The sequence below is a fragment of the Pseudomonas sp. AC211 genome (genome assembly GCF_979258055.1).
The window spans coordinates 3812870-3835918 of the sequence record NZ_OZ409830.1; the positions used below are offsets into that span (position 1 = coordinate 3812870).

The 23049-nt window shown below is 62.0% G+C and carries 17 protein-coding genes and 2 pseudogenes; 9 read left to right on the forward strand and 10 right to left on the reverse strand.

Annotation, left to right across the window (positions count from 1 at the left end; translation table 11 throughout):
- Positions 1–168 precede the first annotated feature (168 nt).
- Together ACZZZP_RS18070 and sbcD are read right to left on the reverse strand one after the other, a co-directional pair.
- Positions 169–3612, reverse strand: coding sequence for an AAA family ATPase (locus ACZZZP_RS18070; RefSeq protein ID WP_463383651.1), 3444 nt, complete (start codon positions 3610–3612; stop codon positions 169–171).
- Positions 3609–4829 (reverse strand): exonuclease subunit SbcD, encoded by a 1221-nt coding sequence (gene sbcD / locus ACZZZP_RS18075; protein ID WP_463383652.1) that lies wholly within the window; start codon positions 4827–4829, stop codon positions 3609–3611. Before sbcD ends, ACZZZP_RS18070 begins: the two co-directional genes overlap by 4 nt.
- 105 nt (positions 4830–4934) lie before the next feature.
- On the opposite strand from sbcD, the gene ACZZZP_RS18080 reads away from it, so the two are divergent.
- Both ACZZZP_RS18080 and alr read left to right on the forward strand, forming a co-directional pair.
- Positions 4935–5636 (forward strand): HAD family hydrolase, encoded by a 702-nt coding sequence (locus ACZZZP_RS18080; protein ID WP_122494133.1) that lies wholly within the window; start codon positions 4935–4937, stop codon positions 5634–5636.
- A 415-nt stretch (positions 5637–6051) separates the two neighbouring features.
- Positions 6052–7282: pseudogene (gene alr / locus ACZZZP_RS18085) on the forward strand (alanine racemase).
- Between the two features lie 65 nt (positions 7283–7347).
- Here the strand turns inward: alr and ACZZZP_RS18090 are convergent.
- Positions 7348–7764: an Lrp/AsnC family transcriptional regulator gene (locus ACZZZP_RS18090; RefSeq protein ID WP_463383653.1), complete on the reverse strand. Its 417-nt coding sequence runs from the start codon at positions 7762–7764 to the stop codon at positions 7348–7350.
- Between the two features lie 129 nt (positions 7765–7893).
- On the opposite strand from ACZZZP_RS18090, the gene yjeH reads away from it, so the two are divergent.
- Complete coding sequence (gene yjeH / locus ACZZZP_RS18095) at positions 7894–9153, forward strand: L-methionine/branched-chain amino acid transporter (protein ID WP_463383654.1); 1260 nt, start codon at positions 7894–7896, stop codon at positions 9151–9153.
- Positions 9154–9292: 139 nt separating this feature from the next.
- The gene (locus ACZZZP_RS18100; RefSeq protein WP_463383655.1) at positions 9293–10642 is read left to right on the forward strand and encodes a TAXI family TRAP transporter solute-binding subunit; all 1350 of its coding nucleotides are present in this window, start codon (positions 9293–9295) and stop codon (positions 10640–10642) included.
- On the opposite strand, the gene ACZZZP_RS18105 is transcribed toward ACZZZP_RS18100, so the two are convergent.
- Positions 10639–15573, reverse strand: a complete 4935-nt coding sequence (locus tag ACZZZP_RS18105) for a tetratricopeptide repeat protein (protein WP_463536749.1) — start codon at positions 15571–15573, stop codon at positions 10639–10641. The genes ACZZZP_RS18100 and ACZZZP_RS18105 overlap by 4 nt on opposite strands.
- A 216-nt stretch (positions 15574–15789) precedes the next feature.
- On the opposite strand from ACZZZP_RS18105, the gene yejK reads away from it, so the two are divergent.
- Positions 15790–16797, forward strand: coding sequence for a nucleoid-associated protein YejK (yejK, locus tag ACZZZP_RS18110; protein WP_122452532.1), 1008 nt, complete (start codon positions 15790–15792; stop codon positions 16795–16797).
- A 189-nt stretch (positions 16798–16986) separates the two neighbouring features.
- Here yejK and ACZZZP_RS18115 read toward each other — a convergent pair whose 3' ends face one another.
- Positions 16987–17730 (reverse strand): SDR family oxidoreductase, encoded by a 744-nt coding sequence (locus ACZZZP_RS18115; RefSeq protein ID WP_463383657.1) that lies wholly within the window; start codon positions 17728–17730, stop codon positions 16987–16989.
- A gap of 150 nt (positions 17731–17880) precedes the next feature.
- On the opposite strand from ACZZZP_RS18115, the pseudogene ACZZZP_RS18120 reads away from it, so the two are divergent.
- Positions 17881–18000 (forward strand): annotated as a pseudogene (locus ACZZZP_RS18120) (helix-turn-helix domain-containing protein); the annotation flags it as partial.
- On the opposite strand, the gene ACZZZP_RS18125 reads toward ACZZZP_RS18120, so the two are convergent.
- Positions 17947–18114 (reverse strand): hypothetical protein, encoded by a 168-nt coding sequence (locus ACZZZP_RS18125; RefSeq protein WP_463537002.1) that lies wholly within the window; start codon positions 18112–18114, stop codon positions 17947–17949. The pseudogene ACZZZP_RS18120 and the gene ACZZZP_RS18125 sit on opposite strands and share 54 nt — an antisense overlap.
- 151 nt (positions 18115–18265) lie before the next feature.
- Here ACZZZP_RS18125 and ACZZZP_RS18130 point away from each other — a divergent pair, with 151 nt between their 5' ends.
- Positions 18266–18784: a substrate binding domain-containing protein gene (locus tag ACZZZP_RS18130; RefSeq protein ID WP_463536964.1), complete on the forward strand. Its 519-nt coding sequence runs from the start codon at positions 18266–18268 to the stop codon at positions 18782–18784.
- Here the strand turns inward: ACZZZP_RS18130 and ACZZZP_RS18135 are convergent.
- From ACZZZP_RS18135 to ACZZZP_RS18145, 3 genes are read right to left on the reverse strand one after another with little or no spacing between them, the layout of a single operon-like run.
- Entirely contained in the window at positions 18781–19398 is a 618-nt protein-coding gene (locus ACZZZP_RS18135; RefSeq protein WP_463383659.1) for an SOS response-associated peptidase, read from the reverse strand. The genes ACZZZP_RS18130 and ACZZZP_RS18135 overlap by 4 nt on opposite strands.
- A 29-nt stretch (positions 19399–19427) precedes the next feature.
- Complete coding sequence (locus ACZZZP_RS18140; RefSeq protein WP_122494153.1) at positions 19428–19691, reverse strand: putative signal transducing protein; 264 nt, start codon at positions 19689–19691, stop codon at positions 19428–19430.
- Complete coding sequence (locus ACZZZP_RS18145; protein ID WP_122452527.1) at positions 19691–19873, reverse strand: CPXCG motif-containing cysteine-rich protein; 183 nt, start codon at positions 19871–19873, stop codon at positions 19691–19693. The genes ACZZZP_RS18140 and ACZZZP_RS18145 overlap by 1 nt, the downstream gene beginning before the upstream one ends.
- A 164-nt stretch (positions 19874–20037) precedes the next feature.
- Here ACZZZP_RS18145 and ACZZZP_RS18150 point away from each other — a divergent pair, with 164 nt between their 5' ends.
- Positions 20038–21201 (forward strand): 1-acyl-sn-glycerol-3-phosphate acyltransferase, encoded by a 1164-nt coding sequence (locus ACZZZP_RS18150; RefSeq protein WP_463383660.1) that lies wholly within the window; start codon positions 20038–20040, stop codon positions 21199–21201.
- 70 nt (positions 21202–21271) lie between these two features.
- Here the strand turns inward: ACZZZP_RS18150 and ACZZZP_RS18155 are convergent, their stop codons facing one another.
- Positions 21272–21556 (reverse strand): hypothetical protein, encoded by a 285-nt coding sequence (locus ACZZZP_RS18155; RefSeq protein ID WP_463383661.1) that lies wholly within the window; start codon positions 21554–21556, stop codon positions 21272–21274.
- 308 nt (positions 21557–21864) lie between these two features.
- On the opposite strand from ACZZZP_RS18155, the gene ACZZZP_RS18160 reads away from it, so the two are divergent.
- Positions 21865–23028, forward strand: a complete 1164-nt coding sequence (locus tag ACZZZP_RS18160) for a dipeptidase (RefSeq protein WP_463536750.1) — start codon at positions 21865–21867, stop codon at positions 23026–23028.
- Positions 23029–23049 lie beyond the last annotated feature (21 nt).

The following is a 23049-nucleotide window of genomic DNA, read 5'->3' on the forward strand; positions in this document are numbered from 1 at the left end:
CAACAGCTCACGGCTGAAGCCGCTCCTACAGTGAGTTCGGTGCAATAAGTCTCCACATCACTCCCTGTAGGAGCGGCTTTAGCCGCGATGGGGCGGGCCTGCACACCGCACCCTGCACCGCCCCACATCAACAGCTCGCGGCTGAAGCCGCTCCTACAGGAACGTGCATCAGCCGGGCGTCACCGCATACCGCCGATCCAGTGCGCTGTAGCCCAACCCCACACTTTTGTGCACTTTCAGCTGCACCGGTATCCGCTCTTTCAGGGCTTCCACGTGGCTGATGATGCCGATCATTTTGCCGCTGGCGTTCAGCGCGTCGAGCGCGTCGAGGGCCACCTCCAGCGTCTCGCCGTCGAGCGTGCCGAAGCCTTCGTCGAGGAACAGCGAGTCGATGCTGGTTTTGTGGCTGACCAGGTCGGACAGAGCCAATGCCAACGCCAGGCTGACGAGAAAACTCTCGCCGCCCGACAGCGTTTTGCAATCGCGGGCGACGTCGCCTTGCCAAGTGTCCAGCACTTCAAGTTCCAGTTCGCCGCTGCCGCGCCGCGCTAGTTGGTAGCGGCCGTGCAGGCGCTGTAGCTGCTGATTGGCGAGATAGACCAGATGATCGAGTGTCAGGCCTTGGGCGAACTTGCGGTACTTGGCGCCGTCCGCTGAGCCGATCAAACCGTTGAGGTGCTGCCACAGGTCATGCTCGGCGCCCTTGTCTGTGATCGCCGCAAACAACGCTTGCTGACTGGCACGGCGAGTGGTGTCGCTGTGCAGTTGCGCGCGGATTTCACCCTGGCGTTGGCTGAGCTGTTTGAGCTGCTCGTTCAGCTGCTGCGCCTGGGCATCCAGCTGCTCGCTCGCCAGCTCGGTCAGCGGCGTGGCTTGTAAGCGCGCGAGCGCTTCGCTGCTGGCGGCATGCAGGGCCTGGGCTTCGGTCAGGGCTTTTTCCAGTGAGGTTTTCAGCGCCTGCAACTGCGCCTGTTGCGCCTCGCTCAATAGTGCTGCCTGGTACGCCGCCTCGTCGGCAAACGGGCTCTGCGCGAGCGCCTCGTGCCAGACCTGCTGCGCCGATTGCAGGGTGCGTTGATCCGCTTCCAGCAGTTCGCTGAGGGTCTGGTGTTTCCCCAGCAAGGCGCTGACGTGTTGCAGCGCAGCGTGGTAGTCCTGCTCAACCGCTGCCAGGCGAGACAATGCATCGTCGTCCTCAGGCACCGGCGCCAGTGCTTCCTGGCCTTGGGCTTGCCAACGTTGCTGCCACTGCGCGGTGACTACGGCGGCGGTATTCAATGCATGCTGGGCGTCGACCAGTTGCCCTTGCACATCAAGCAGCGCGCGCTGGCGCGCTTGGAAGCGGCTCCATTCCTGTTCACGTTCCGCTATCCACTGGGCGCCGTCTTCAGGCAGGGCGTAGCCCAGTTCAGTCAACGCGGCGGCCAGGCGTGTTTGCTGGTCGCGGCGTTGTTCGATCACACGAGCCAATTGCTCGTCGAGCTCTGCCTGCTGCTGCGCCGTGGCGTGCTGATCTTTGTGAAGCAGCGCGAGCTGCTGGAGGCGGTCGCGATGGTGCAGCTGCGCCGCTTGACTGGCGGTGCGCGCCGAATCGATAGCGGCCTTGAGCACGTCCACCGCCGCGAGTCGCTGCTGCAGATCTTCGAGTGCGTGCTGATGACGCGCCTGCTCCGCCTCGAGTCCGGCGTTGTCTTCCAGGTTCACGTTCAATGTGGCGCACTGCTCGGTCCATTGCTGGGCTTGCTGCACTCGCTCACGCTCCACGTTTTGCTGTTGCTGCGTCTGTTGCTGGGCGCGCTCTACCAGCGCGGCCAGCTCGGCGCTGACGGCTTCGCCCTGGGCCCGCAGCGTGTCCAGCTGGTTCTTTTTCGCCAGCAATTCCCGTTGCGTCGCCGAGCTGTCGAGCTGTTGATAGGCACTGACGGCCGGATGCTCCAAGGCGCCGCACAACGGGCACGGCTCATGCGCTTGCAACTGCGCCCGGTAGGCATCCAGCGCCTGAATGCGCTGCTCTTGCTCCAGCAATTTTTCCTTGTCACGCACCTGTTGCTGCACGTCTTTGTACTGCTCGCGCAGCGCGATAAGGCTTTGCTCCTTGGCGTCTTTTTCCAGTGCTAACTCAGCTAACGCCGTTGCCAATTGCTGGGCCTGTTGCGCCAGTTGTTGGCGTTGCAGGCCAATCTGCTGCAAGCGCTCCAGGCCATGCCCTTGAGCGACCAGACGTTGACCAAGGTCGCGCAGTTGAGCGTCGGCCTGGCCGGCCAACAGAGTTTGCAGCTGTTGGTGCTGGGCCTGTTCGGCGGCCTCGGTGCGCTGTAGTTGCTCCTGCGCCTCGCCCACTTGCGCCGTCACCGTGTTCAATTGCTGCGCGACGCTGGTGGCGGATTGCGCGAGCGCTTGGTGACGCTGTTGCAGTTGCGCAATGGCGGCGGCCAGTTCGGCGTCGGCGGCGAATTGTTCGCGCCATACGCCAAGTTTTTCGCCCCACTGGGCATGATGCGGTTGCTCGGCGAGCTGCTGACTCAACGTCTGCAACTGGTCAGACAATTGCGCAGCCCGCGTGTGGCGAGCGGCGGCGATGTGTTGACTCAGCTGACACGCCTGCCAGAGGTCGCGCTGCACCTGTTGGCTGGCCTGGCGCTGGGCCTGCTCGGTGCTTTCCAGTTCCTGAGTGCGTTGCGCCACGCACTGCAACGCCCGTTGCCAGGCACTATGGCTGGGCTGCAATTTCAGCGCCGGGGCGCTGGCGGCAAGGCGCTGCAAGTGCGGCTCTGCCTCGGCCAGTTGGGCGCTGGCGTGTTGCGCCTGAGTCGCGGCCAATTGCGCCTGACGCTCGGCTTTTGCGAGGTCTTCGCGCCACTGCCGCTGCTGCTGAACCTGCTGCTGTTCGGCAAGCAATACCGCCTCGCTGGCGCCCAGCTGTGCGCCCTCCTCTTCCAGCACCTGACGCTGCTCGTCGCTAAGCAACTCGACGCCCTCGGCGCGGGCGCGCAGGTGGCCCAGCTCGTCACGCACCTCGCGGGTGCGCTCGAATACGCGCTGGGAAATCTGCCCATAAATGTCGGTACCGGTCAGCTCTTCCAACAGCTCGGCGCGCTGATTGGCGTTGGCTTCGAGAAACGCCGCAAAGCCGCCTTGCGCCAGCAACATGGACTTGGTGAACCGCTCGAAATCGAGCCCCGTCAGGCTTTCGGTCAGCCGGTACTTTTCGTTGATCTTGTCGCTGAGAATTTCGCCCTCGCCGGTGCTGGCATCCACCTTGGCCAGCTCGACCTTGGGCGCCTGCAATGCGCCGTCGCTTTTGTCCCGCGCGCGGCGTTGGCTCCAGAAGGCCCGATAACGCTGGCCCTTCACTTCGAACTCCACCTCAGCCAGGCAATCGGCGGTATGGCGGGTCATTAATTCATTGGCACTGGCCGACAACGTACTCATGCGCGGCGTGCGGTGGTAAAGCGCCAGGCAGATGGCGTCGAGCAATGTAGTTTTGCCGGCGCCCGTCGGCCCGGTGATGGCGAACAAACCGTTGTCTTTGAACGGCTCGGCGGCGAAGTCGATCTTCCATTCGCCCTTCAGGGAGTTGAGATTCTTCAGGCGCAGGCTGAGGATTTTCATACCTCCTCCTCGCGTAACTCGCTGACCACTTGCCGGTACAAACCGTGCAAACGCTGGTGCAGTTCCGGTTCGACGGTTTCGCTAGCGAGGCGCTGGGCGAACACATCGTCGGTGCTCAACTCATCCAGCGTTTCCTTGGCGTTGCCTTGCAGGCTGGCGCTGGCATTGCCGCGCTCACGGCGAATTCGCAGCACCTCCACCGGCAACCCTTCAGTCATCGCCTGAATGCGGGTTTGCAGATCGCTCAGGTAGTCATCGCCACTCACACAGACTTCCACCCACACCGGCCGCTCGGCCGTGCCCTGCTGCGCCGCTTCGGTGATGGCCTGCTGCAACTCGACCAGCGAACCGCGAACCGACACCAACGCTTGCGAGCGCGGCACCGACAGCGCCTGGATGTTGGCCAACTCGCGCCCGGCAAACTCCACCAACAACACTTCTTTGCTCTGTTTGGCTTCGTCGAAGCTCAACGGAATGGGCGACCCGCAGTAGCGAATATGCTCCAGCCCACCGACTTTCTGCGGTCGATGAATATGCCCAAGGGCAATGTACGCAGCCGGCGGGAACGCACTGGTGGGGAAGGCTTCAAGGGCACCGACGTAAATCTCGCGCACCGACTCGCTGGCGCTGGCGCCGACGGTGGTGAGGTGGCCCGTGGCAATAATCGGCAGTGCACCGCCCAGCTCATCGCGGCGCGTTTCGGCCAGGGCAAACAGCTGCTGGTAATGCTCGTGAATGGCCTCTTGCAGCGACAGCTGTTTGTCTTGCGCGCTCTGCCCGGCCTGGCTATGCATGACATCGCGAGGACGAATAAAAGGAATACCGCACAGCAACGCAGCGGGGTTGCCGGCGCGGTCGTTAAGCACCAGCAGTTGTTCGCTAAGCGGATTGCACACGGCAGGAATAACACGGGTATTGAGGTGCGCCAGCAGGCTTTTGCTCTCGCCGAGCATGGCCACCGAATCATGGTTGCCACCCAGCACCACCAGCTGCGTGCCGGTGGCGCGCAAGGCGACGATAAATTCGTTATACAACTCGCGGGCGTAACTGGGCGGGGCGCCGGTGTCGAAGATATCGCCGGCAATAATCAGCGCGTCCACGGCGTGCACCGCACATTGTTCAATCAACCATGTGGTAAAAGCCTGGTGCTCGGCTTGGCGGGTCTTGCCCATAAAATGCTGGCCAAGGTGCCAGTCAGAGCTGTGCAGAATGCGCATCCCGGTTTTATTCTCGCGGTTTTCAAGGCGCCAACCTTGAATCAAAGCGCCCCCCTTGGCAAATCACACCGCGCTGTCGTCGCAGCGCTATGGAGCTTGATTCCCATGACAACAGCCAGCTACATCGACTTGTTGATCAGCGATTGCGATGGCGTACTGATCGACAGCGAAATCGTCGCCGAGCGCATCCTGCGCGATGCTTTGGCCACCCTGGTTCCGCGCCATGAATTGGATGTGGTGCTGCATGGCACGTTCGGCCTGCAAGGGCGCGATATTCTGGCGCGAGTGCAAGCGCACTTCGGCATCGAATTGCCCGCCAGCTTTATCCGCGACCTGCAACACGGCACCGCCTCGCGCATTCACGAACTGGCGCAACCCATTCCCGGCGCCCGCGAAGCCTACCTAAGCATCGACCTGCCGTTGGCCGTGGCCTCCAACAGCAACCTCGATGGCATCGTTCGTTCCCTGCATCGCTGCGAACTTACCGAACGCGTCGACAGCGGCATCTTCGCCGCCGAACAAGTACCCCGCCCCAAACCCGCGCCAGACGTTTACCTATTCGCCGCGAAAACCAACGGCGTGCCGCCCGAGCGCTGCCTGGTAGTGGAAGACAGCAGCACCGGCGTCACCGCCGCGCTGACCGCCGGCATGCGCGTAATTGGCTTTCTCGGCGCCAGCCATATTCCACCGGAACACGGCGAAACCCTGCGCGAATTGGGCGTAGAGCACCTGATTAAACACATGGATGAACTGCCAGCGCTGGTCGAACGCCTGCGCCGCGAGCCGCCGAAGAGCGTGTTGGTGTAACGCAAACCGCGGATGCCGTAGGAGCCAGCTTGCTGGCTCTTACAGAGCACCTGCTCGACACGGCAATCGCAATGTCGCTCAGTGGCGCCTGCTGGGCTGGCTCGAACCCCAGGTCGATGCCAGTAATCGCCGCCACAAGGCCTTTCAGGCACTTCAGGACGCGGGCTACATCAACGCCATTTGCAACCTACACCGTCTAAAGCCGCTCGCCGATTCCGGCGGGAACATGGCCTTAATTCCTGAAGTGTCATTAGCCGCTGCCGCTTGTTTCCGACACAACAAATCATGCCGTCTTCCATCGCTTGCCAGCCTCGAAGCACATAGTCCCAGCGTCGGCCACCAATCGGTTCCCCATGACGCACGGGCGCGGCTGACGGCTCTGCTGGTCCGTGCGTGCAGCGCTGGAGACTCCTTCATGCTTTTCTCTCGAACCCTGCTCGCCGTTGCGTTGAGCACCGCACTTATCCAGACAACAGGCTTTGCTGCGCCGCCTTTGACCATGATCGACGGCGTTGCGCAGGTGTCTGAACAAACCAGCAATGCCTGGGTTGAAATCAACAAGGCCGCCTTCGAGCGCAACATTCGTACGTTGCAATTGGCACTCGCCGACCGCTCGCAAATTTGCGCCATCCTCAAGGCGGACGCCTACGGCCACGGCATCGGTTTGCTAATGCCGTCCGTGATCAAAATGGGCGTGCCGTGCGTGGGTATCGCCAGCAACGAAGAGGCACGCGTGGTCCGTGCCAGCGGTTTCAAAGGCCAACTGGTGCGGGTTCGTGCCGCCTCATTGAGCGAGGTGGAAGCCGCATTGCCGTACGGTATGGAAGAGCTCGCGGGGAACCTGGCCTTTGTTCAACAAGCGGACGCGCTGGCGGCTAAGGCGGGGAGAAAACTCGTGGTTCACCTGACGCTAAATGCCGGTGGCATGAGCCGCAACGGGCTTGATTTGAACAGCGAACAAGGGCGGCTCGACGCGCTCGCCATTACCCAACTGCCCAACGTGCAGGTGAAGGCGATCATGACGCACTTCGCGGTAGAGGATGCCGCCGACGTACGCAAGGGGTTGAACGTTTTCAACGAGCAAGCGGCCTGGGTTATCAAGGAGGCGAAGCTAGATCGCAAGGCGGTCACGCTGCATGTCGCCAATTCCTTCGCCACGCTGGAAGTGCCCGAATCGCGGCTGGACATGGTGCGCACGGGCGGGCTGTTGTTTGGCGATACGGTGCCCTCGCACACCGAATACCGACGGGTGATGCAATTCAAAAAGTCGGGTGGCGTCGGTGAATCACTACGCGGCGGGCAACACTGTTGGGTATGACCGCACCTTCACGCTCAAACGCGATTCAAAACTGGCCAATGTCACCGTGGGCTATTCGGATGGCTATCGCCGCGCGTTCACCAACAAAGGCATCGTGCTGATCAATGGGCAGCGGGTGCCGGTGGTGGGCAAGGTGTCGATGAATACGGTGATGGTGGATGTCACCGACGTGCCCTCCGTGAAAAGTGGCGACGAGGTGGTGCTGTTCGGCAAGCAAGGATCGGCCGAGATTTCCCAGGCGGAAACCGAAGAGATCAACGATGCGCTGCTCGCTGACTTGTACACGGTGTGGGGCAATTCCAACCCGAAAATACTGGTGAACGACTAAGCCGATGGCGTGTGTCGAAGGGCGGTGCCTGCCTTCGACACACGTTCACACCCTTGCGTTGTGGATTAGAACTCCCACGCCTTAACCACCACATGGGTTTTCACCTTGCGCATACCGGGGAATTTTTCGATTTCCCCGCGCACTTCCGCCAGCCGTTGCATCGACGGGGCTTCGATGTAAACCAGCATGTCAGTTTCACCGCTGATGCCGTTGCAGCGTCGTACTTCGCTGAATGCGCGCAGGCGGTCGACGTAGCTTTCGCACGGGCCGCCGTCGTAGAACAGTTCCAAAAATGCTTTGATCGCGCTCTGCGGTTCGCCGATGCGGGCGTGATAGCCCTGGATGACGCCGGTTTGTTCGAGGTGGCGCACCCGCTCACTCACGGCGGAGCGCGACAGGTTTACTTCGCGGGCGATCTGGCTCACGGCCAGGCGGGCGTCGGCACGCAGTAAGGCAACGATCTGTTGATCGAATTTGTCCACGGAATTTCTCGCTGAAAGCAGGTTGACGGCGACTTCCGCCAGTTTGCCGGGCAATGCCGACAGTCTGTCTAAACCGCAGTAATAACGCGCGGCTTACCATGGGCAACGACGGACCGCAGAGCATACCCCATGAGTCGCTTGAACCAAGAACTAAGCCTGTTGCAGGGCATCGGCCTGCTGAGTACTTCACTGCTCGGCACGGGCATTTTCGTGGTGCCGGCGTTGGCCGCCACTGCGGCAGGTGGCGCCTCGCTATGGGCGTGGGTGTTGCTGATTGCCTTGGTGTTGCCGGTGGCGTTTACCTTTGCGCAATTAGGGCGAAACTTTCCCCACGCGGGCGGCGCACCGCATTTGATCGGTCGGGCATTTGGGCCACGTTCCGAGCGCGTCAGTGCGCTGTTATTTCTCGCAGCGCTGCCGGTCGGCTTGCCGGCGGCACTGAACATTTCCACCGGGTTTTTCCAGGCGCTGTTCGACATGGGCCGTGGCCAGGCGCTGGCGATTCAGTTGGCAACGCTGGGTGCCATGTTGCTGCTCGGGCAACGTCCGGCGAAAGCCTCGGGCGTGGTGCAGGGCGTAATTGCGGTCGCGATTATCGCCACGGTCGCACTGATCTGGTGGGCCGGTGATTTGCCCCACGCCAATCAACCGCTGCTGCCGGATTTGAACGGTTCGTGGCACCTGATGCCGGCCGCGTTGGGCGTGATGTTCTGGTGCTTCGTGGGCATCGAAGCGTTCACTCACATGGGCGAGGAATTCAAACACCCGCACCGCGATTTCCCCCTCGCCTTGCTTCTGGGCGTGCTGCTCGCGGGCCTGGTGTATTGGGCCTGTTCACTGACGGTGCTGAGCTTCCATGCGTACGGCGATGTGACCACCGACGCCGCTTCCTTGCCGCGCATGTTGGACCAACTGTTCGGCGCCAAGGCCCGCTGGCTGAGCGCGCTGATTGGCTACCTGGCCTGCTTCGCGTCGATGAATGTCTATGTGCAAGGGTTTGCGCGGCTGATCTGGAGCCTGGCCGATGAAGGCAAGCTGCCGCGCCCACTGGCGCAACGCAACCAACACGGCGTTCCGGCCCGCGCGCTGTTAGTGGTAGTGATCAGTTGCGCGGTGTGCGCCAGTTTGACTGCGCTGCTCGATGTTTCGGTGGACCAATTGATTCGCTACGCCAACGGCAACTTCGTGCTGATTTATCTGTTCAGCATGGCGGCGGGCTGGGTGCTGCTCAAAGGCCTGTGGCGCTGGGTAGCGGCGTTCAGCGCATTGCTCTGCACGTTGGTGATGGTCGCGTTAGGCAATGACGCGTGGTACGCGGTGGGGCTGTTGCTGCTCTTGGCGGCGATGGACCTGATGCGCTCCCGGCGCACGACTCCTATCGCGCATTAAGTCCACGCTTCGCGAGCAAGCTCGCTCCTACGTAAGAACGAGCTTGCTCGCGAAGCGCTTGATGTGCGGATCTCAGCAAGCAAAAACACGTCTTCGCGGTTACGCTCTATCCACTGTCGAGCGCCGCTAGGAATGTGCAATGCGTAGGATTTTGCGAGATCTCAAGATCATGCTGCTCACCAACCTGTGGATTGTGCCGGTGGTGGCAGCGCTGGTTGGCGCCCTGTTCTATTTCGTCGCTCCGCCGCCGCCGATGCATGCGCGCATGGCCACCGGCGCAGCGGGCGGCGGTTATCACGCCTTCGCGGAAAAACTCAAAGCCGAGCTGCAGAAGCAAGGCTTCACCCTGGAGCTGGTGCAAAGCCAAGGCTCGCAAGACAACCTCAACAAGCTCGCCAAAGGCGAAGTTGAACTGGCGCTGGTGCAAAGCGGCCAGGAAGTCAGCATTGCCACAGACGCGCGAAACAAGCTCAGCGGCCTGGGGGTGATGTACCGCGAGCCGCTGTGGCTATTTCTCGGCAAGAACGCCCGCTTCGATCGCCTCGCCGACTTGATGACCCTACGCGTCGCCATCGGTGCGCAGGACAGCGGCACGCAAGCGGTAACGGCCGCGCTGTTTGCCGCCAACCGTATCGAACCCGCGCAATACCCCGGCACCTGGCAGGCGCTGGGCGGCGGCAAGGCGGCGGACGCGTTGATCGCCGGTGAACTGGACGCCGCGTTTTTCGTCGGTCCGGCAGAGAACGCGTTGATCCAACGGCTGGCGGCCGACCCTACGTTGCAACTGGTAAGCCTGCGTCGCACGGCCGCCTACCTCGCGCGGCTGCCTTACCTCACCGAGCTGCAAGTCGGCGAAGGCATGCTCGACATGGCGCAGAACACGCCCGATCACGACATCGTCACCCTCGGCCCGATGGCAACCCTGGTGAGCGGCGAAAACTTCCACCCCTCGCTCACCGCCTTGATTCTTGAAGCGGCGAAAACCGTGCTGAAAAACGGCAGCCTGCTCGACCCGGCCGGCAGCTATCCGGCGCCGCCGCCGTTGTCGCTGCGCACCTTGGACGAGGCCGACTATTACTACAAAAAAGGCCTGCCGATTCTGCAACGCTACTTGCCGTTTCGCATTGCATCCTTGGCCGATCGTTACATCATCCTGGCGATTCCGCTGCTGGTGTTGCTGTTCCCGTTATTCAAAGCCATTGGCCCGATATACCAATGGCGCATCCGCGCGCGCATTTACCGCTGGTACAAACACCTGCGTGAAATCGACCAGTTGCTTTACAAAGGCAAACTGCCCAGCGACCTCAGCGCCGAAATCATCCGCCTAGAGCACTTGGAAGACGAACTGGCGCGGGTGGAAGTGCCGCTGTCCTACTCCAACGAGCTGTATGAGCTGCACATGCATTTGCGCTACATGATCGAGCGCCTTCAGGCGTTGCAGCGGCGACGCGCGCTCGTTGCCGAACACGCGCCGGCCAACGGCGTTTAAAAGCGCAGCTGCAGATAGCGCGCCGGACGCCGCCAGGAAGGCGTCATCGCGCCATTGACCAGGCGTTTGCTCAGCAGCCGCAATAGGTGCTTGAACGGCGGATGACGCTCGCGCTTGGCCAAGGCCTTGCCGGCCCGAAAATACCAAACGGCCAACTGGCTATCGTTGCCCTCCACGGCCTTGGCATAGCCTTTAAGCAGGTGCCACACCGCGCTGAAGTACGGGCGCAGCGTGGCGTCGCCGATGCTCTGTAACCAATGGGCCAGCGCATCATGCTCTGCTGTCACTGCGGCATCGAATGCCAGCCAGACCATGGCGTCTACGCCGTCCGGTTCACGTTCATGTGAACGCAAGGACACGGCATGGGCGCTCTTGTGGCGACCGCGAATTCGCAGCGCCGTGGCCACGTTGTCGATGCCCCACACCGGCACGTCGTCGCGCTGCCAATCGCTTAGCCAGGCGAACATGGTTTCGTAGCGACCGTGGCGCATCAGCGCATAGGTCAGCGTGCCCCACAGCGCACCATCCGTAGCAATGGCCGGGCGGGCAGCGTCCAGCGCCAGGCTCAGTTGGCGGTTGCAGTTCTGCCGGTCTGCCAGCAGCGTCAGCATGGCGGCTTTCGCCGCATGGTTCGGGTCGTTGCGCAGGGCTTTTTTGAACGCCTTGACCAGCGGTTCAAGCCCCCATTTACGTTCCTGTGCCCGGAACCAGGTATCGAACGCCGCCTCGTGCAAGGTGCCCTGTTCGACGCCCACTTCGAGCTGGCGGGCGAGCACTTTGTCTTTCCAGGGATAATCACTCATCGCCTGTTTCCAGGCGTTCTGCGCCTCACCCTCCGTAGCCAGCGCCAGCAGCGCACGTTCCTTCAACGGCAAATCGTTGGCGGCCCGCGCCACTTTCAGGCCCAGCGTCCACGCCTCCGGCGACGGGCAGGACTGTAGCAAGCGCTGCACCGTTTCCAGCGCTTCGACCGGCGAGCGCAATTTCAATTTCAGGTCGACTTCGCGGTAGCCGGCGAATGCGTACTCGGGGTCCAGCGCGAAGGCCTTTTCAAACATGGGCAGCGCCTCTTCGTCACGCCCGCTAACCAACAATGCGTGCCCGAGGTAGCCGTAGCTGACAGCCGACTTGGGTTCGATGTGCACTAACTGCTGAGCCGCGGTGAGGTAGTCGGCATAACGCTCCTGAGCGTCGTACCACTTGGCTAACTCTTCCCAGCCGTCGCGGTACGTTGGGTGCAGCTCGACGAGCTGCCGCATACCGGCAATTGCCGTGTCTACCTGCTCCGCTTCATACAGCGCGCGCGGGCCGAAAACCGCCAACTCCACCGGCACAGAACCACCCCAAACTGGTGCGGCCAGCAGCGCATGCAGCTCGTCGTAGCGTTTGGCTTGCAGCAGCAGGTTGAGCAGGCGTTCGTTGCCTTGGCGATGACGCGGCGAGTAGCGCAGCGCTTCACGCAGCGCCCGCTCTTTGGCTTCAGCGTCTGCTTCAAGAATCGCCAGGGCCAACCAGGCGTCAACATCGGCACTGCGCCGCTGAACCAATTCCTGCGCCAGTTGCAATGGCCGCTGGGGTTCTTTCAGCGCTTCGCAGTAGCGGCGCAATTGGTTCCAGGCCCAGCCGTTGCCGGGCTCGTCGCGTAACACGCGTTCGGCCTCATCGGCGGCGTACACATAAATTTCCTGCTCGCCCAGCACATAGGCCAGGTAGGCGCGCAGCTCGCTGTCGTCAGGCTCGCGTTTGAGCACATCGCGCAGCAGGGTTTCGGCCTCCGGCAACCGCCCGCCCAGCTCCAGCAGGCAATCCACGTAGAGGCTGACGGTGGCCGTCCAATGGGGACTGATGCGGAAACTTTCACGCAAGGTGACGAGGCTGTCTTCGAGCTGACCCTGTTGTTTTTGCAGGTCGGCTTTTTCCAGTGACAAACGAGGCAGGAACGGGAAGCGCTCGATGGCACTTTGCAACACGCTGCCGGCTTTTTCCGGCTGGCCCATGCGCCCATGTTGGCGCGCCAACACCACCCACAGCTGCCAGAGATCGGAGCGGTGGTGCAACGCGTCGCTCAATTGTTCGAGCAGTTGTTCCGGCTCAATCAGGCCTTGCGCCTGCTCGGCGTAAGCCATCCAGCCGGCACCGAAGGTAATCTGGCGCGCCAGTTCACTGTGAATAAATGCAAGGTCTTGCTGGGCTTCTTCTCGGCTGTCGCGGGTGTCGAGCAGCACACCGATGGCGTAGTCGCTGTCGACGCTCAGACGCAGAGCGGTGCGCAGTGCGTCGCGCGCTTGCTCACGCTGGCCATGTTGCAGCAACACATAGGCCAGGGTTTGGTAGAGCGCGGGCGTGTTGGAGTTGAAGCGCTTCGCAAGTTCGCACAGGGTCAATGCCTCGTCAGGTCGGCCCTGGCGGGTTAGCACAACAGCCAGTTCGCGCAATGCCCAGGCGTCTTGCGGGTGGTGCTCAAGCAAGCGCCGCAACGCTGCCTCAGCGTGGGAAAGGGAAATACGCTGAGCGCGCTGCACATGTAATTCGGCGATGCCGTAATGGTGTGGGTGCTCGGCTATCAGCCCTTGAACATAAGCGTCCGCCGCTTCATCGCCTTCCGTAAGCACCAACAGGCGCACCAGCATGCGGTGCGACACCATATTCAGCGGTTCTAGTGCAGCCGCTTCCTGACACCAGACCAGTGCCTGGTTGAGATCACCATTGCTGCGCTGGCTGCACAGGACCGAGGCGCGCAACCAACTGCTGCGGCGGCTGTAGGGTTCGGCCTGCTGCAGCCAGGCCAGCGCCTGCTCATGGTCGCCGTGGCGGCTGCAAAAGCTCGCCAGACTCAGCAGCACATCGGCGTCTTGCGGTCGCCATTGCTGCGCCTGCTCCAGGGCGGCGCGGGCTTCGTGGTTCATTTCCAGTTCTTCGAGGAACTCGCTGAGGGTCAGGCTCGGGCCTGAGTCCAGTCGCCCCAGCCGCGCCTGACGCTGACGTAGAAATAGCAGGCCTTCATCCACCCGCCCGACGCAGCGCATGGCACGGAAGTATTCGCCGGCGAAGCTCTCCAGGGTGCCGTTCAGGCAACTGGCAATGCGGTACAACTCGCACGCTTGCTCGCGCAGCCCTTCGCTCCAACGTTGACCGGCCAGTATTCGCCAGCCGTGCGGCTCGAAAGACGATTGGCGCAACGCGCGCTCCACCAGCAGTTGCACCTGCGCGTTCATGCGCTCGTCCGCGCTCAGCAAGTCGGCGTAGCGCAGCGTAATCAGCGGATCGCTCCAGCGTTCCTGGCCGTGTGATTGCAACCACGCCAGTTGCACATCGCGCGGCTGTAGCACTGCCAGGGACGACGTTTTCGACAAAATAAGGTTGGAGTCGGCGGGGAAACGCTCCAGCAGCTTTTCCACCGCCTCCAGGGTTTGCTGCTCGCGACCGTCGTAGCCGTACAGCGCGCGCTGGGCCTGCAAGGTCAAGCGATGGTCCGGGGCAGAGGCCAGCAGCTCGTCGACGCACGCCACCGCGTCGGCACGCTGGTGGTTTTGCAAGGCTGCGTTGAACCGGTAATAGATGTCCCATAGCTCGCGGTCGGGCAGGTGCACGCCGTCGATTCGCGCTGCTTCGTCCATCGGCAGCATCAACATCCCGCGCGGCCCCGCCACGGCCTGATTGATAAACAGCGGCTCGGCCAGGTACTCGGCGAATTGTGACTGCGCCGGATCACGAATCAGCAGCGAGCCGCGCGGTTCGTCGTAGCCCACCACGGCCTGAAGGTGACCGCTGCCGGTGTACTGAACGGTGAGCGTAAAGGGCACGCCGCGCTCAATTAGCGCCACGCTGGTCGGCCAGTCGACGGTGAATTCCACGGTCAGCCACTGGTTGTTCTGCGCCCAGGTGCGCTCAGCTAAATGGCTGGTGCCGTCGTAGCAGATAGCCTCTGCAACGTCGAGGTGCGACACGGCGCGGCCCCAGTAGCCCGACAGCGCGGTCAACGTGGCCGGGGCGCAGGTCATGTGGTGTTGACGAATAAACGTGACCGGCAGCACCTTGCGCTGCCCCTGCGGCGCGGCCAGGCGTTCGCGTATCGCCTGATAGAAGCCGCCGCCGGCCGCTTCGGCGTAGCCCGCAGCCGCTTCGTAGTCTCCGCGAAGACAGGCGATGTCGCAGCGCCGACCGGCGTACCAGTGCCCCCCGTTTTTATCGGCCAACAGCGCCCATTGCTGGGAGCGGTCAAACCACTCCCACGCTTCATCCAGGTGCTGACGCTCCAGCAACTGTTCGGCCAGTTGCCCGCACATCGCCGAACTTTCCATGCGCGCTGCAGCCGCCCGCAGGCGAGCCAGGGCCTGTTCGTCCTGGTTTAGCTGAAACTGCAAATCGGCCGCCTGCAACAGCGCATGGTGATGGTCGGGATGGCGCAACAACGCCGCTTCGCAGAGTTCCAGCGCTTCGTGAAAACGATCTTCGCGCTCGAGGCTATAGCTGCGCTGTACGTCCAGCCACGGATCGTCCACCGCACAGGCTTGCACCTGGGCGTGCAACTCGGCGCTGCGGGAGAAGTCGCGAAGCTGGGCGTAGACCCGTGATTGAAACGCCAGCCACTCGGCACGGTGCGTGGCGTGTTCGGGCCACCACTCGGCGAGCTGGCGCATAAACTGCCAGGCCCGATACGGCCCTCGCCGTGCCAGCAGAAAATAGGCATAGCGCAGCCGCGATTCGGGTGCCAGCGGATAGCGTTTGTAGCCAAGGTAGGCCAGCACATCGGCCAGACGCGGTACGCCCAGTTGGTTGACCAACCGCGACGCCAGCGCCATAGCAACCGGGCCGCGCCATTGGCGGTAGTCCCCCAGCGATTGCGCCAGGCTGTGAGCCTGAGCAAACAGGCCTCGCTCCACCATCGCTTCGATGTGAGCAAGGTTTTGCGCGGTTGCAGCGCTCTCCATCTGGGGCGCAAAAGTGCTTGAAGAATGCATCGACACCGTCCGTGGCCAGCAATAAAGCCGCTACTTTAGCCAGTCAGGATGACCGTCCACAAGCTCGCCGCCGTGCCCTTCGGCCCAATAGCTCAGGTACACTTCGCGCCACGTGCACGCGGGTCTGGCCAAAGCAATTCTGGCGGCTTCTGCGCTGCTACCCGAATTCGCTTCAAAGGTAATCCCATGCCCATCCGCCACTGCATCGTCCACCTGATCGAAAAGAAACCCGACGGCACGCCCGCCGTGCTCCATGCCCGCGACAGCGAGTTGGCCGAGTCGCAAGCCATCGAGAACATGTTGGCCGACCTCAACGAAAGCTATAACGCCAAGCAGGGCAAAGCGTGGGGCTTTTTCCAGGCGGAGTCGGGGGCGTTTCCGTTCAGTGGCTGGTTGCAGGAGTACCAGGCGGGCAATCAGGATTTCACCGCCTTCAGCCGTCAGGCCGTGGAGCACCTGCAAAAGCTGATGGAAGAGTCGAACCTCTCCACCGGCGGCCACGTGTTGTTCGCTCACTATCAGCAAGGCATGACCGATTACCTGGCCATCGCCCTGCTTCACCACAGTGAAGGCGTGGCGGTAAACGCCGCGCTGGACGTGACCCCCGCCAAGCACCTGGACCTCGGTCAACTGCACCTGGCGGCGCGCATCAACCTGTCGGAATGGCAGAACAACAAGCAGTCCAAGCAGTACATCTCGTTTATCAAAGGCAAGAACGGCAAGAAGGTGTCGGAATACTTCCGCGACTTTATCGGCTGCCAGGAAGGCGTCGACTCACCGAGCGAAACGCGCACCCTGCTCAAAGCCTTCAGCGACTTCGTGGAAAGCGAAGACCTGCCCGAAGAACAGGCGCGCGCCAAGACCGATACCCTGGTGGACTACGCCACCAGCCAGGCCAAAATCGGCGAGCCGATGACGCTGCAGGAGTTGTCTGGCCTGCTGGACGAAGAACGGCCGAAAGCCTTCTACGACCACATTCGCAACAAAGACTACGGCCTTTCGCCGGAGATTCCCGCCGACAAACGCACCCTCAGCCAATTCCGCCGGTTCACCGGGCGGGCCGAGGGGTTGTCGATCAGCTTTGAAGCGCATTTGCTGGGCTCGAACATCGACTACAACGAAGAACAAGGCACCCTGACCATCCGCAACTTGCCTACGCAGTTGATGGATCAGCTCAAGCGTCGCAAGGACTGACCGCGCCTGGGTCAACGTTCATCGCTTGCAGGAAATCGAGGCTAAAGCCTCTCCTACAAGAGATCCGTTTCCCCAACGGAACCCGTTCCCTGTAGGAGAGGCTTCAGCCTCGATGCTTTTGATCTTCGCCGACCTCACACCACCCAAGATCGAGCGAGTTAGAGCCGGCCGACGCGCAGCCGAGCGACCTCAGAAGTCCTGCACGGTGGGGCGCAGCAAGATATCGCTGACATCCACATCCGCCGGCTGTTCAATGGCGAAGGCAATCGCCCGCGCGACCGAGTCCGCCGGAATGGCCATTTTGTAGAACTCATTGACGGTGTCGCTGCTGGCCTTGTGCGAGCTGCCGTGTTTCAGCTCGGTGTCCACAGCGCCCGGCGAAATAACGGTGGTGCGAATCGCCCCGCCCACTTCATGGCGCAAGCCGTCGCTGATGGCGCGCACGGCGAACTTGGTGCCGCTGTAAACGGTGCCGCCCGGGCTGAATACTTTGTGGCCGGCGATCGAAGCGACGTTGATGAAGTGGCCGCTGTTCTGCTGCTGGAAGCGCGGCAAGGCGGCGGCGATGCCGTAGAGCAGACCTTTGATGTTGATGTCGATCATGCGGTCCCACTCGTCCACTTTCCCTTCGCTCATCGGCGCGATGGACATCAAACCGGCGTTGTTGATCAGCACGTCTACCCGGCCAAAGGTGTCGACGGCGCCTTGCAGCAGCGCTTCAACATCGGCGCGCTGGGTGACATCGGTGGTGTAGGCCACGGCCTTGCCGCCGGCAGCGGTCAGCTCACTGACCAGTGTGTCGAGGCGGTCTTTGCGGCGCGCGCCGAGCACCACCGAGGCGCCGAGGGCCGACAGACGACGGGCTGTCGCTTCACCCAAACCGCTGCTGGCGCCGGTGATCACCACTACTTTTCCAGAAATGTTCGTGCTCATGCTGCAATCCTCAAGGTGTCGGGCCATGTAGTTGGCTCCGGTTGAAGGCGAGTATGGAGAGCAGGCTTGCAACTGAAAATGGAACAGATAAGATTTGGCTATTCCTAATTCTGGAACAATCAAACAAGGCGCCCGCTAATGCTCAACCGCATGGAACTGCTGAAAATACTGTGCGCCGCCGCCGAAGCCGGCAGCTTTCGCGAGGCGGCCACGCGCCTAAGTATTTCGCCACAAAGCGTGACGCGGGCGATCCAGGAGTTGGAGCAGCAGTTCGGCGAAATCCTGTTTCACCGCAGTACGCGCCAGGTGCAGATAACCGCGTTCGGCCAGCGGGTGGCCGCGCAGGCGCAGCAGACACTGGAAAGCGTGGATGAGCTGTTTCAACGCAACACCCGCAGCCAGGCGGTCGCTCTAAGCGGCAGGGTTGGCATTACCGCGCCCCATGCCATCGGCCGACGTTTTCTGGTGCAACTTTTGGTGCCAGCTGCTGCGCGAGCATCCTGGTTTGCAGGTGGAATTGCGCCTCGAGGACGAAATGACCGACGCCGTGGCCGGGCAAATCGATATCGGCATTCGCGTCGGCATGATTCGCGACCGTCGCTACATCGCCCGGCCCATGGCCAAAGTGCCGCTGCATGTGGTCGCCAGCCCGGCGCTGTTGGCCAGTGGCGGGGAACCGAGGTCGCTTGAGCAACTGCAACAACAGCCGCTGAGCGCGCTGATCGACCGCCGCAGCGGCAGGCCCTGGCCGTGGATGTTTGCCAATAACGAGCAGCTATTCCCCGAGCCCGCCGCGTTTATCAGCGACGACCCGGAGGCGGAGTTGGAAGTGGTGTTGGCCGGCCTGGCCTATGCACAAATACCCAGCTATTTAGCCGTGCCGCATCTGCGCAGCGGGGCGCTGGTCCGCGTGCTGGATGCGCTGGCGCCAAGCCCTTGGGATCTGTTTATCTACCGCCCGCAGCGAGGCCCGGTGTCGCCTCGGGTGCGCCTGGTGTTCGACCATTTGCTCGCGCAGTTCAGCGATAAAAACCTGTTCCCCGAGCAGCCTTAAGCCGGTGTCAGACATTCCGGCGCATTGAGTTTTGGGTCGTTCACAAAGTGCGCCAGCGCCCGCTCGCGCAACACCGGGTTGGGCTGGCATAACAATTCCTGCAGCGCCGGCAGTGGCGCATCGTCGGCCAGCCAGACGTCCTGGCCCCGGGCATCGAGAATCAGCGGTCGGCGCAAGCCATTCGCCGGCTGCGTCACTACCGCCACGCTCAGGTAGGTGTGGCCTTCCACCGGAAACGCCTCCCAGACAGCCGCGAAATAAAGCGGCGATTCTTCGCGGGTAATCCAGTAAGGCCGCTTGCGCACCGTGCCGCGCCATTCGTAAAAACCATTGGCCGGCAGCAGGGCGCGACGCAGGCGAAAGGCCTCGCGAAACATCGGTTGTTCGGCCAGGGTTTCGGCGCGGGCGTGGGCGGGGGTTTTCGACAGGTCAGTGAGCCACGGCGGCGTCAGGCCCCAACGCGCGAGGGCGGCGTGTCGTTCGCCTTCTACCTGACGCAGCATCAGCACCTGGCTGGCCGGGGCGATGTTCCAGCCCGGCTGTTGCGCGGCAGGAAAACCAGGAATTGCCGCCAGCGCGGGCGTCCAGCGAAACAGGGCGTAGCGTCCACACATCAGGCAACGGGCTCACATAAAAGAAGGGATCAACAGAGCAGCACGCCGTGCGGGTCTTCGGGCGGTTCGTCGCCCGGCAGCGGCAGCGCGGCATTGTACGCGGCGATCAAGCTGCGCGCGTGCTCGGCCTGCTGATTGGCCACCATCAAGCCGAGCAAACCCAACGCCGGCAGTTCTCCCGCTGCGCCTAGCAGGTGGCCACCGGTGACGTGGGCTTCAACGCCCTCGCTGGCCAACATGCGCGTGAGCAATTCAGCCTCGAGTAAATCTTGTGGCTCATATATGCGTTGCATCAGTCGTTCTCCGCGCGAACATCCAACTCCCAGCCATCACCATCGGTACGCAGATCAAACACAATCGGCCGGCAGCAGACCGGGCAATCTTCAATGTACTGCTGATCGCCGCCAGACAGATCGAGCACCGCTTCCGCGGGTTCGCCGCAGTACGGGCAGTCGTAGAACTGGGTTTCGAGCATGGGCAAAGCCTCTCAGGTTGAGGTGTTAACCATAAGACTCCAGACGCCGCCGTTTCGCCTAATTATTAAGGCGCAAGCTGCGCTGTGACTTGTCTGTATAATCGCCGGTCTATTGCTGACCACGCACCCACAGTGCCATTCCACTCGCAGAACAAGAGAGCATGATGGGCGAATTCGATGCCATCCGACCGTACGCTGACGCCGAGGTCCCTGCCGTTTTGGCGCGCCTGCTGGCAGACCCTGCGTTTTTGCAGATCATTACCCACTTCCGTTTTCCGCGTTTGTCTCGCCATTTTTCCTGGCTGCTCAAGCCACTGATCGCCCACCGTCTGCGTTCGCAGTTTGCCTCGATCAATTCGGTAGCCGCGTTGCAGGACAAGGTTGAGGTGTACGTCGACCGCAGCATTGAGCACGCCACCGATGGCGTGACGTACAGCGGCCTGGAGCACTTGAAAGCTGGCAACGCCTACCTGTTTTTGGCCAACCACCGCGACATCGTAATGGACCCGGCCTTCGTCAATTACGCCGTGTATCACGCCGGTCTGCCGACGCCGCGCATTGCCATCGGCGACAACCTGCTGCAAAAGCCGTTTGTTAGCGACCTGATGCGCTTGAACAAGAGCTTTATCGTGCACCGTTCAATCACCGGACGCCGCGAGAAGCTGGCAGCGTTTCAGCTGTTGTCGGCGTATATCAACCATTCGATTCGTCACGACGGCGAGTCCATCTGGATCGCCCAAGCCGAAGGCCGCGCCAAAGACGGTGACGACCGTACCGATTCGGCGATTCTCAAGATGTTCCACATGAGCCGCAAAGACGAGCCGTTCGCCGAGGTGATTGGTGGGCTGAATCTAGTGCCGGTTTCGATCAGCTACGAGTACGACCCGTGCGACCAGGCCAAAGCGCGCGAGCTGTACATCCGCGCCAGCACCGGCACCTACGAAAAGGCGGCCGGGGAAGATGACAAGAGCATCGGCCAGGGCATCACCGGCTACAAAGGCCGCGTGCATTTGAACTTCGCACCGCCGGTAACCGAAGGCTTCGAGGACGCCAAGCAGTTGGCAATGGAAATGGACCGGCAGATTCTCAGCGGCTACCGCCTGTTCCCAGCGCACTACCTGGCGTATGCGCAGTGGGCAGACCGCGACCCGACGTTGCAGGTGCCGGATGCCACCGAGTTGTTTCCGGCCGAAGAATTGGCGGCGGCGCAGACCGAGTGGCAAAAGCGTCTGGACAGTTGCCCGGCTGAGCAGCGACCTTACCTGGTGGTGCAATACGCGACGCCGGTGCGCAATCAGTACCGCATCAAGGCTGGGTTGCCGTTGTAGGGTTCAGGCAGGCAATAAAAAAAGGCGGCCCCGGTTATTCGGGTGCCGCCTTTTTGTTCGTGGGGTTCGATCAAACCTGGGTGCTAAACCACGACACCGCCAGCGCAACGCCCAAGCACGCGTAACCAAAGCTGGTGAAAAAACGATTGAGCTGCTGGGTAGAGATATCCAGCGCGGCGAGTTCGGCGGTTTCAGCAATGTCCGCTTCGGTTACCAGACCACTCACCGCACGGCGCTGGCGAATGTGGGTGGCGATCAACAGCCAGCTGCCGGCGACGGCGAAGAACAGGGCCAGCGCATTGATGGATTGAGCGGGGTGGGACAACGCGAGGGAAAACAGCGTTTGCAGCGACATCAACAACCTCACCTTCAGGGCCACTTCGAAAGGCCCTGGCTAACCGTGCGCCGACCGGATTCGGGGCGCTACGGCGGCGGATTCTACTCCAGGCTTATGACGCTGGTTGGGTTTCCGACGAATGCCGAGATAGCGTAACGGCAGGCCCTCACCCCAGCCCTCTCCCGCTGGCGGGAGAGGGAGCTTGAGTACCGACACGCGGCTAAATTTATCGCGCTCACCTGCGTTTAGGGGACAGGGACCAACCCCATCCCGTCTTCGCGATTTGCTAGAGTCGCGCCCACAATTACAAAGCTCGGAAGCACCCCATGCGCAAATTATCGATTGTGGTACTGGTTCTGCTGGTCATTGGTTTTGGGGTTTTCTTCAGCCTGCCAACGTACCTGGACCGCACGCTCAACAGCGTGGAAAACCCGGCGCCCTACCCCGCCAACGAACAAGCCGAAACCCTGCACAAAACCCTGTTTATCGCCGACCTGCACAACGACGGGTTGCTGTGGCAGCGCGACCTGCTCAAACGCGTGAGCTACGGCCATTCCGACCTGCCGCGTCTGATCGAAGGCGGCGTGGCCTTGCAGGTGTTTTCCACCGTTACCAAAACCCCGCACAACCTCAATTACGAGAAAAACGGCAGCGACAGCGACGACATCACCTTGCTGGTCATGGCTCAGCGCTGGCCGACCAACACCTGGAAAAGCCTGTTGCAACGCGCGCTGTACCAAAGCCAGAAGCTCAACGAAGCGGCGGCCGGCAGCGAAGGCAAGTTGGTGGTGATCAGAACCCGCAGCGGCCTCGCTTCCTTTATAGAGGCCTGGAAAAAAGACCCGCACCGCGTCGCCGGCATCATGGCCACCGAAGGCTTGCAGGTAATCGAAGGCAAGCTGGAAAACGTCGACCGCCTGTACGACGCCGACTTCCGCATCGCCGGCCTCACGCACTTCTTCGACAATGAAGTGGGCGGCTCAGCCCATGGTTGGGACAAAGGCGGCCTCACCCCGCTGGGCCGTCAGGTGATTACGCGCCTGGAACAGAAAGGCATGCTCATCGACCTGGCCCACGCCTCGCGCCCATTGATTGATGACGTACTCGCCATGGCCACCCGCCCGGTGCTGGTCTCCCACACCGGCGTCGAAGGCACCTGCCCCGGCACGCGCAACCTTAGCGACGCCCACATCCAGAAAATTGCTGCCACCGGCGGCGTGATTGGCATCGGTTTCTGGGAAACGGCGGTGTGCGAAACCAGCGTGCCGGCCATCGTCAAAGCCATTCGCTACACCGCAGACAAAGTGGGCGTGGAGCACGTGGCCTTGGGCTCGGACTTCAACGGCACCATTCATGCCCCGTTCGACAGCACCGGCCTGGCGCAGCTGACCGAGGGGCTGCTCAAGGCCGGTTTCAGCCAGCAAGACATCGCGGCGATCATGGGCGGCAACGTGCAGCGCCTGTTGCTGCAAACGCTGCCAGAGGCGTGAGGTGAACGGACGGAACGTCTG

Coding starts and splice junctions, on each gene's coding strand:
- ACZZZP_RS18130 (WP_463536964.1), top strand. CDS start 18,266: ATGACCGACGCCGTGGCCGGGCAAATCGATATCGGCATTCGCGTCGGC.
- yejK (WP_122452532.1), top strand. CDS start 15,790: ATGCCCATCCGCCACTGCATCGTCCACCTGATCGAAAAGAAACCCGAC.
- ACZZZP_RS18135 (WP_463383659.1), bottom strand. CDS start 19,398: ATGTGTGGACGCTACGCCCTGTTTCGCTGGACGCCCGCGCTGGCGGCA.
- ACZZZP_RS18145 (WP_122452527.1), bottom strand. CDS start 19,873: ATGCTCGAAACCCAGTTCTACGACTGCCCGTACTGCGGCGAACCCGCG.
- ACZZZP_RS18105 (WP_463536749.1), bottom strand. CDS start 15,573: ATGGAGAGCGCTGCAACCGCGCAAAACCTTGCTCACATCGAAGCGATG.
- yjeH (WP_463383654.1), top strand. CDS start 7,894: ATGAGTCGCTTGAACCAAGAACTAAGCCTGTTGCAGGGCATCGGCCTG.
- ACZZZP_RS18070 (WP_463383651.1), bottom strand. CDS start 3,612: ATGAAAATCCTCAGCCTGCGCCTGAAGAATCTCAACTCCCTGAAGGGC.
- ACZZZP_RS18100 (WP_463383655.1), top strand. CDS start 9,293: ATGCGTAGGATTTTGCGAGATCTCAAGATCATGCTGCTCACCAACCTG.
- ACZZZP_RS18080 (WP_122494133.1), top strand. CDS start 4,935: ATGACAACAGCCAGCTACATCGACTTGTTGATCAGCGATTGCGATGGC.
- ACZZZP_RS18155 (WP_463383661.1), bottom strand. CDS start 21,556: ATGTCGCTGCAAACGCTGTTTTCCCTCGCGTTGTCCCACCCCGCTCAA.
- ACZZZP_RS18140 (WP_122494153.1), bottom strand. CDS start 19,691: ATGCAACGCATATATGAGCCACAAGATTTACTCGAGGCTGAATTGCTC.
- ACZZZP_RS18115 (WP_463383657.1), bottom strand. CDS start 17,730: ATGAGCACGAACATTTCTGGAAAAGTAGTGGTGATCACCGGCGCCAGC.
- ACZZZP_RS18160 (WP_463536750.1), top strand. CDS start 21,865: ATGCGCAAATTATCGATTGTGGTACTGGTTCTGCTGGTCATTGGTTTT.
- ACZZZP_RS18150 (WP_463383660.1), top strand. CDS start 20,038: ATGGGCGAATTCGATGCCATCCGACCGTACGCTGACGCCGAGGTCCCT.
- sbcD (WP_463383652.1), bottom strand. CDS start 4,829: ATGCGCATTCTGCACAGCTCTGACTGGCACCTTGGCCAGCATTTTATG.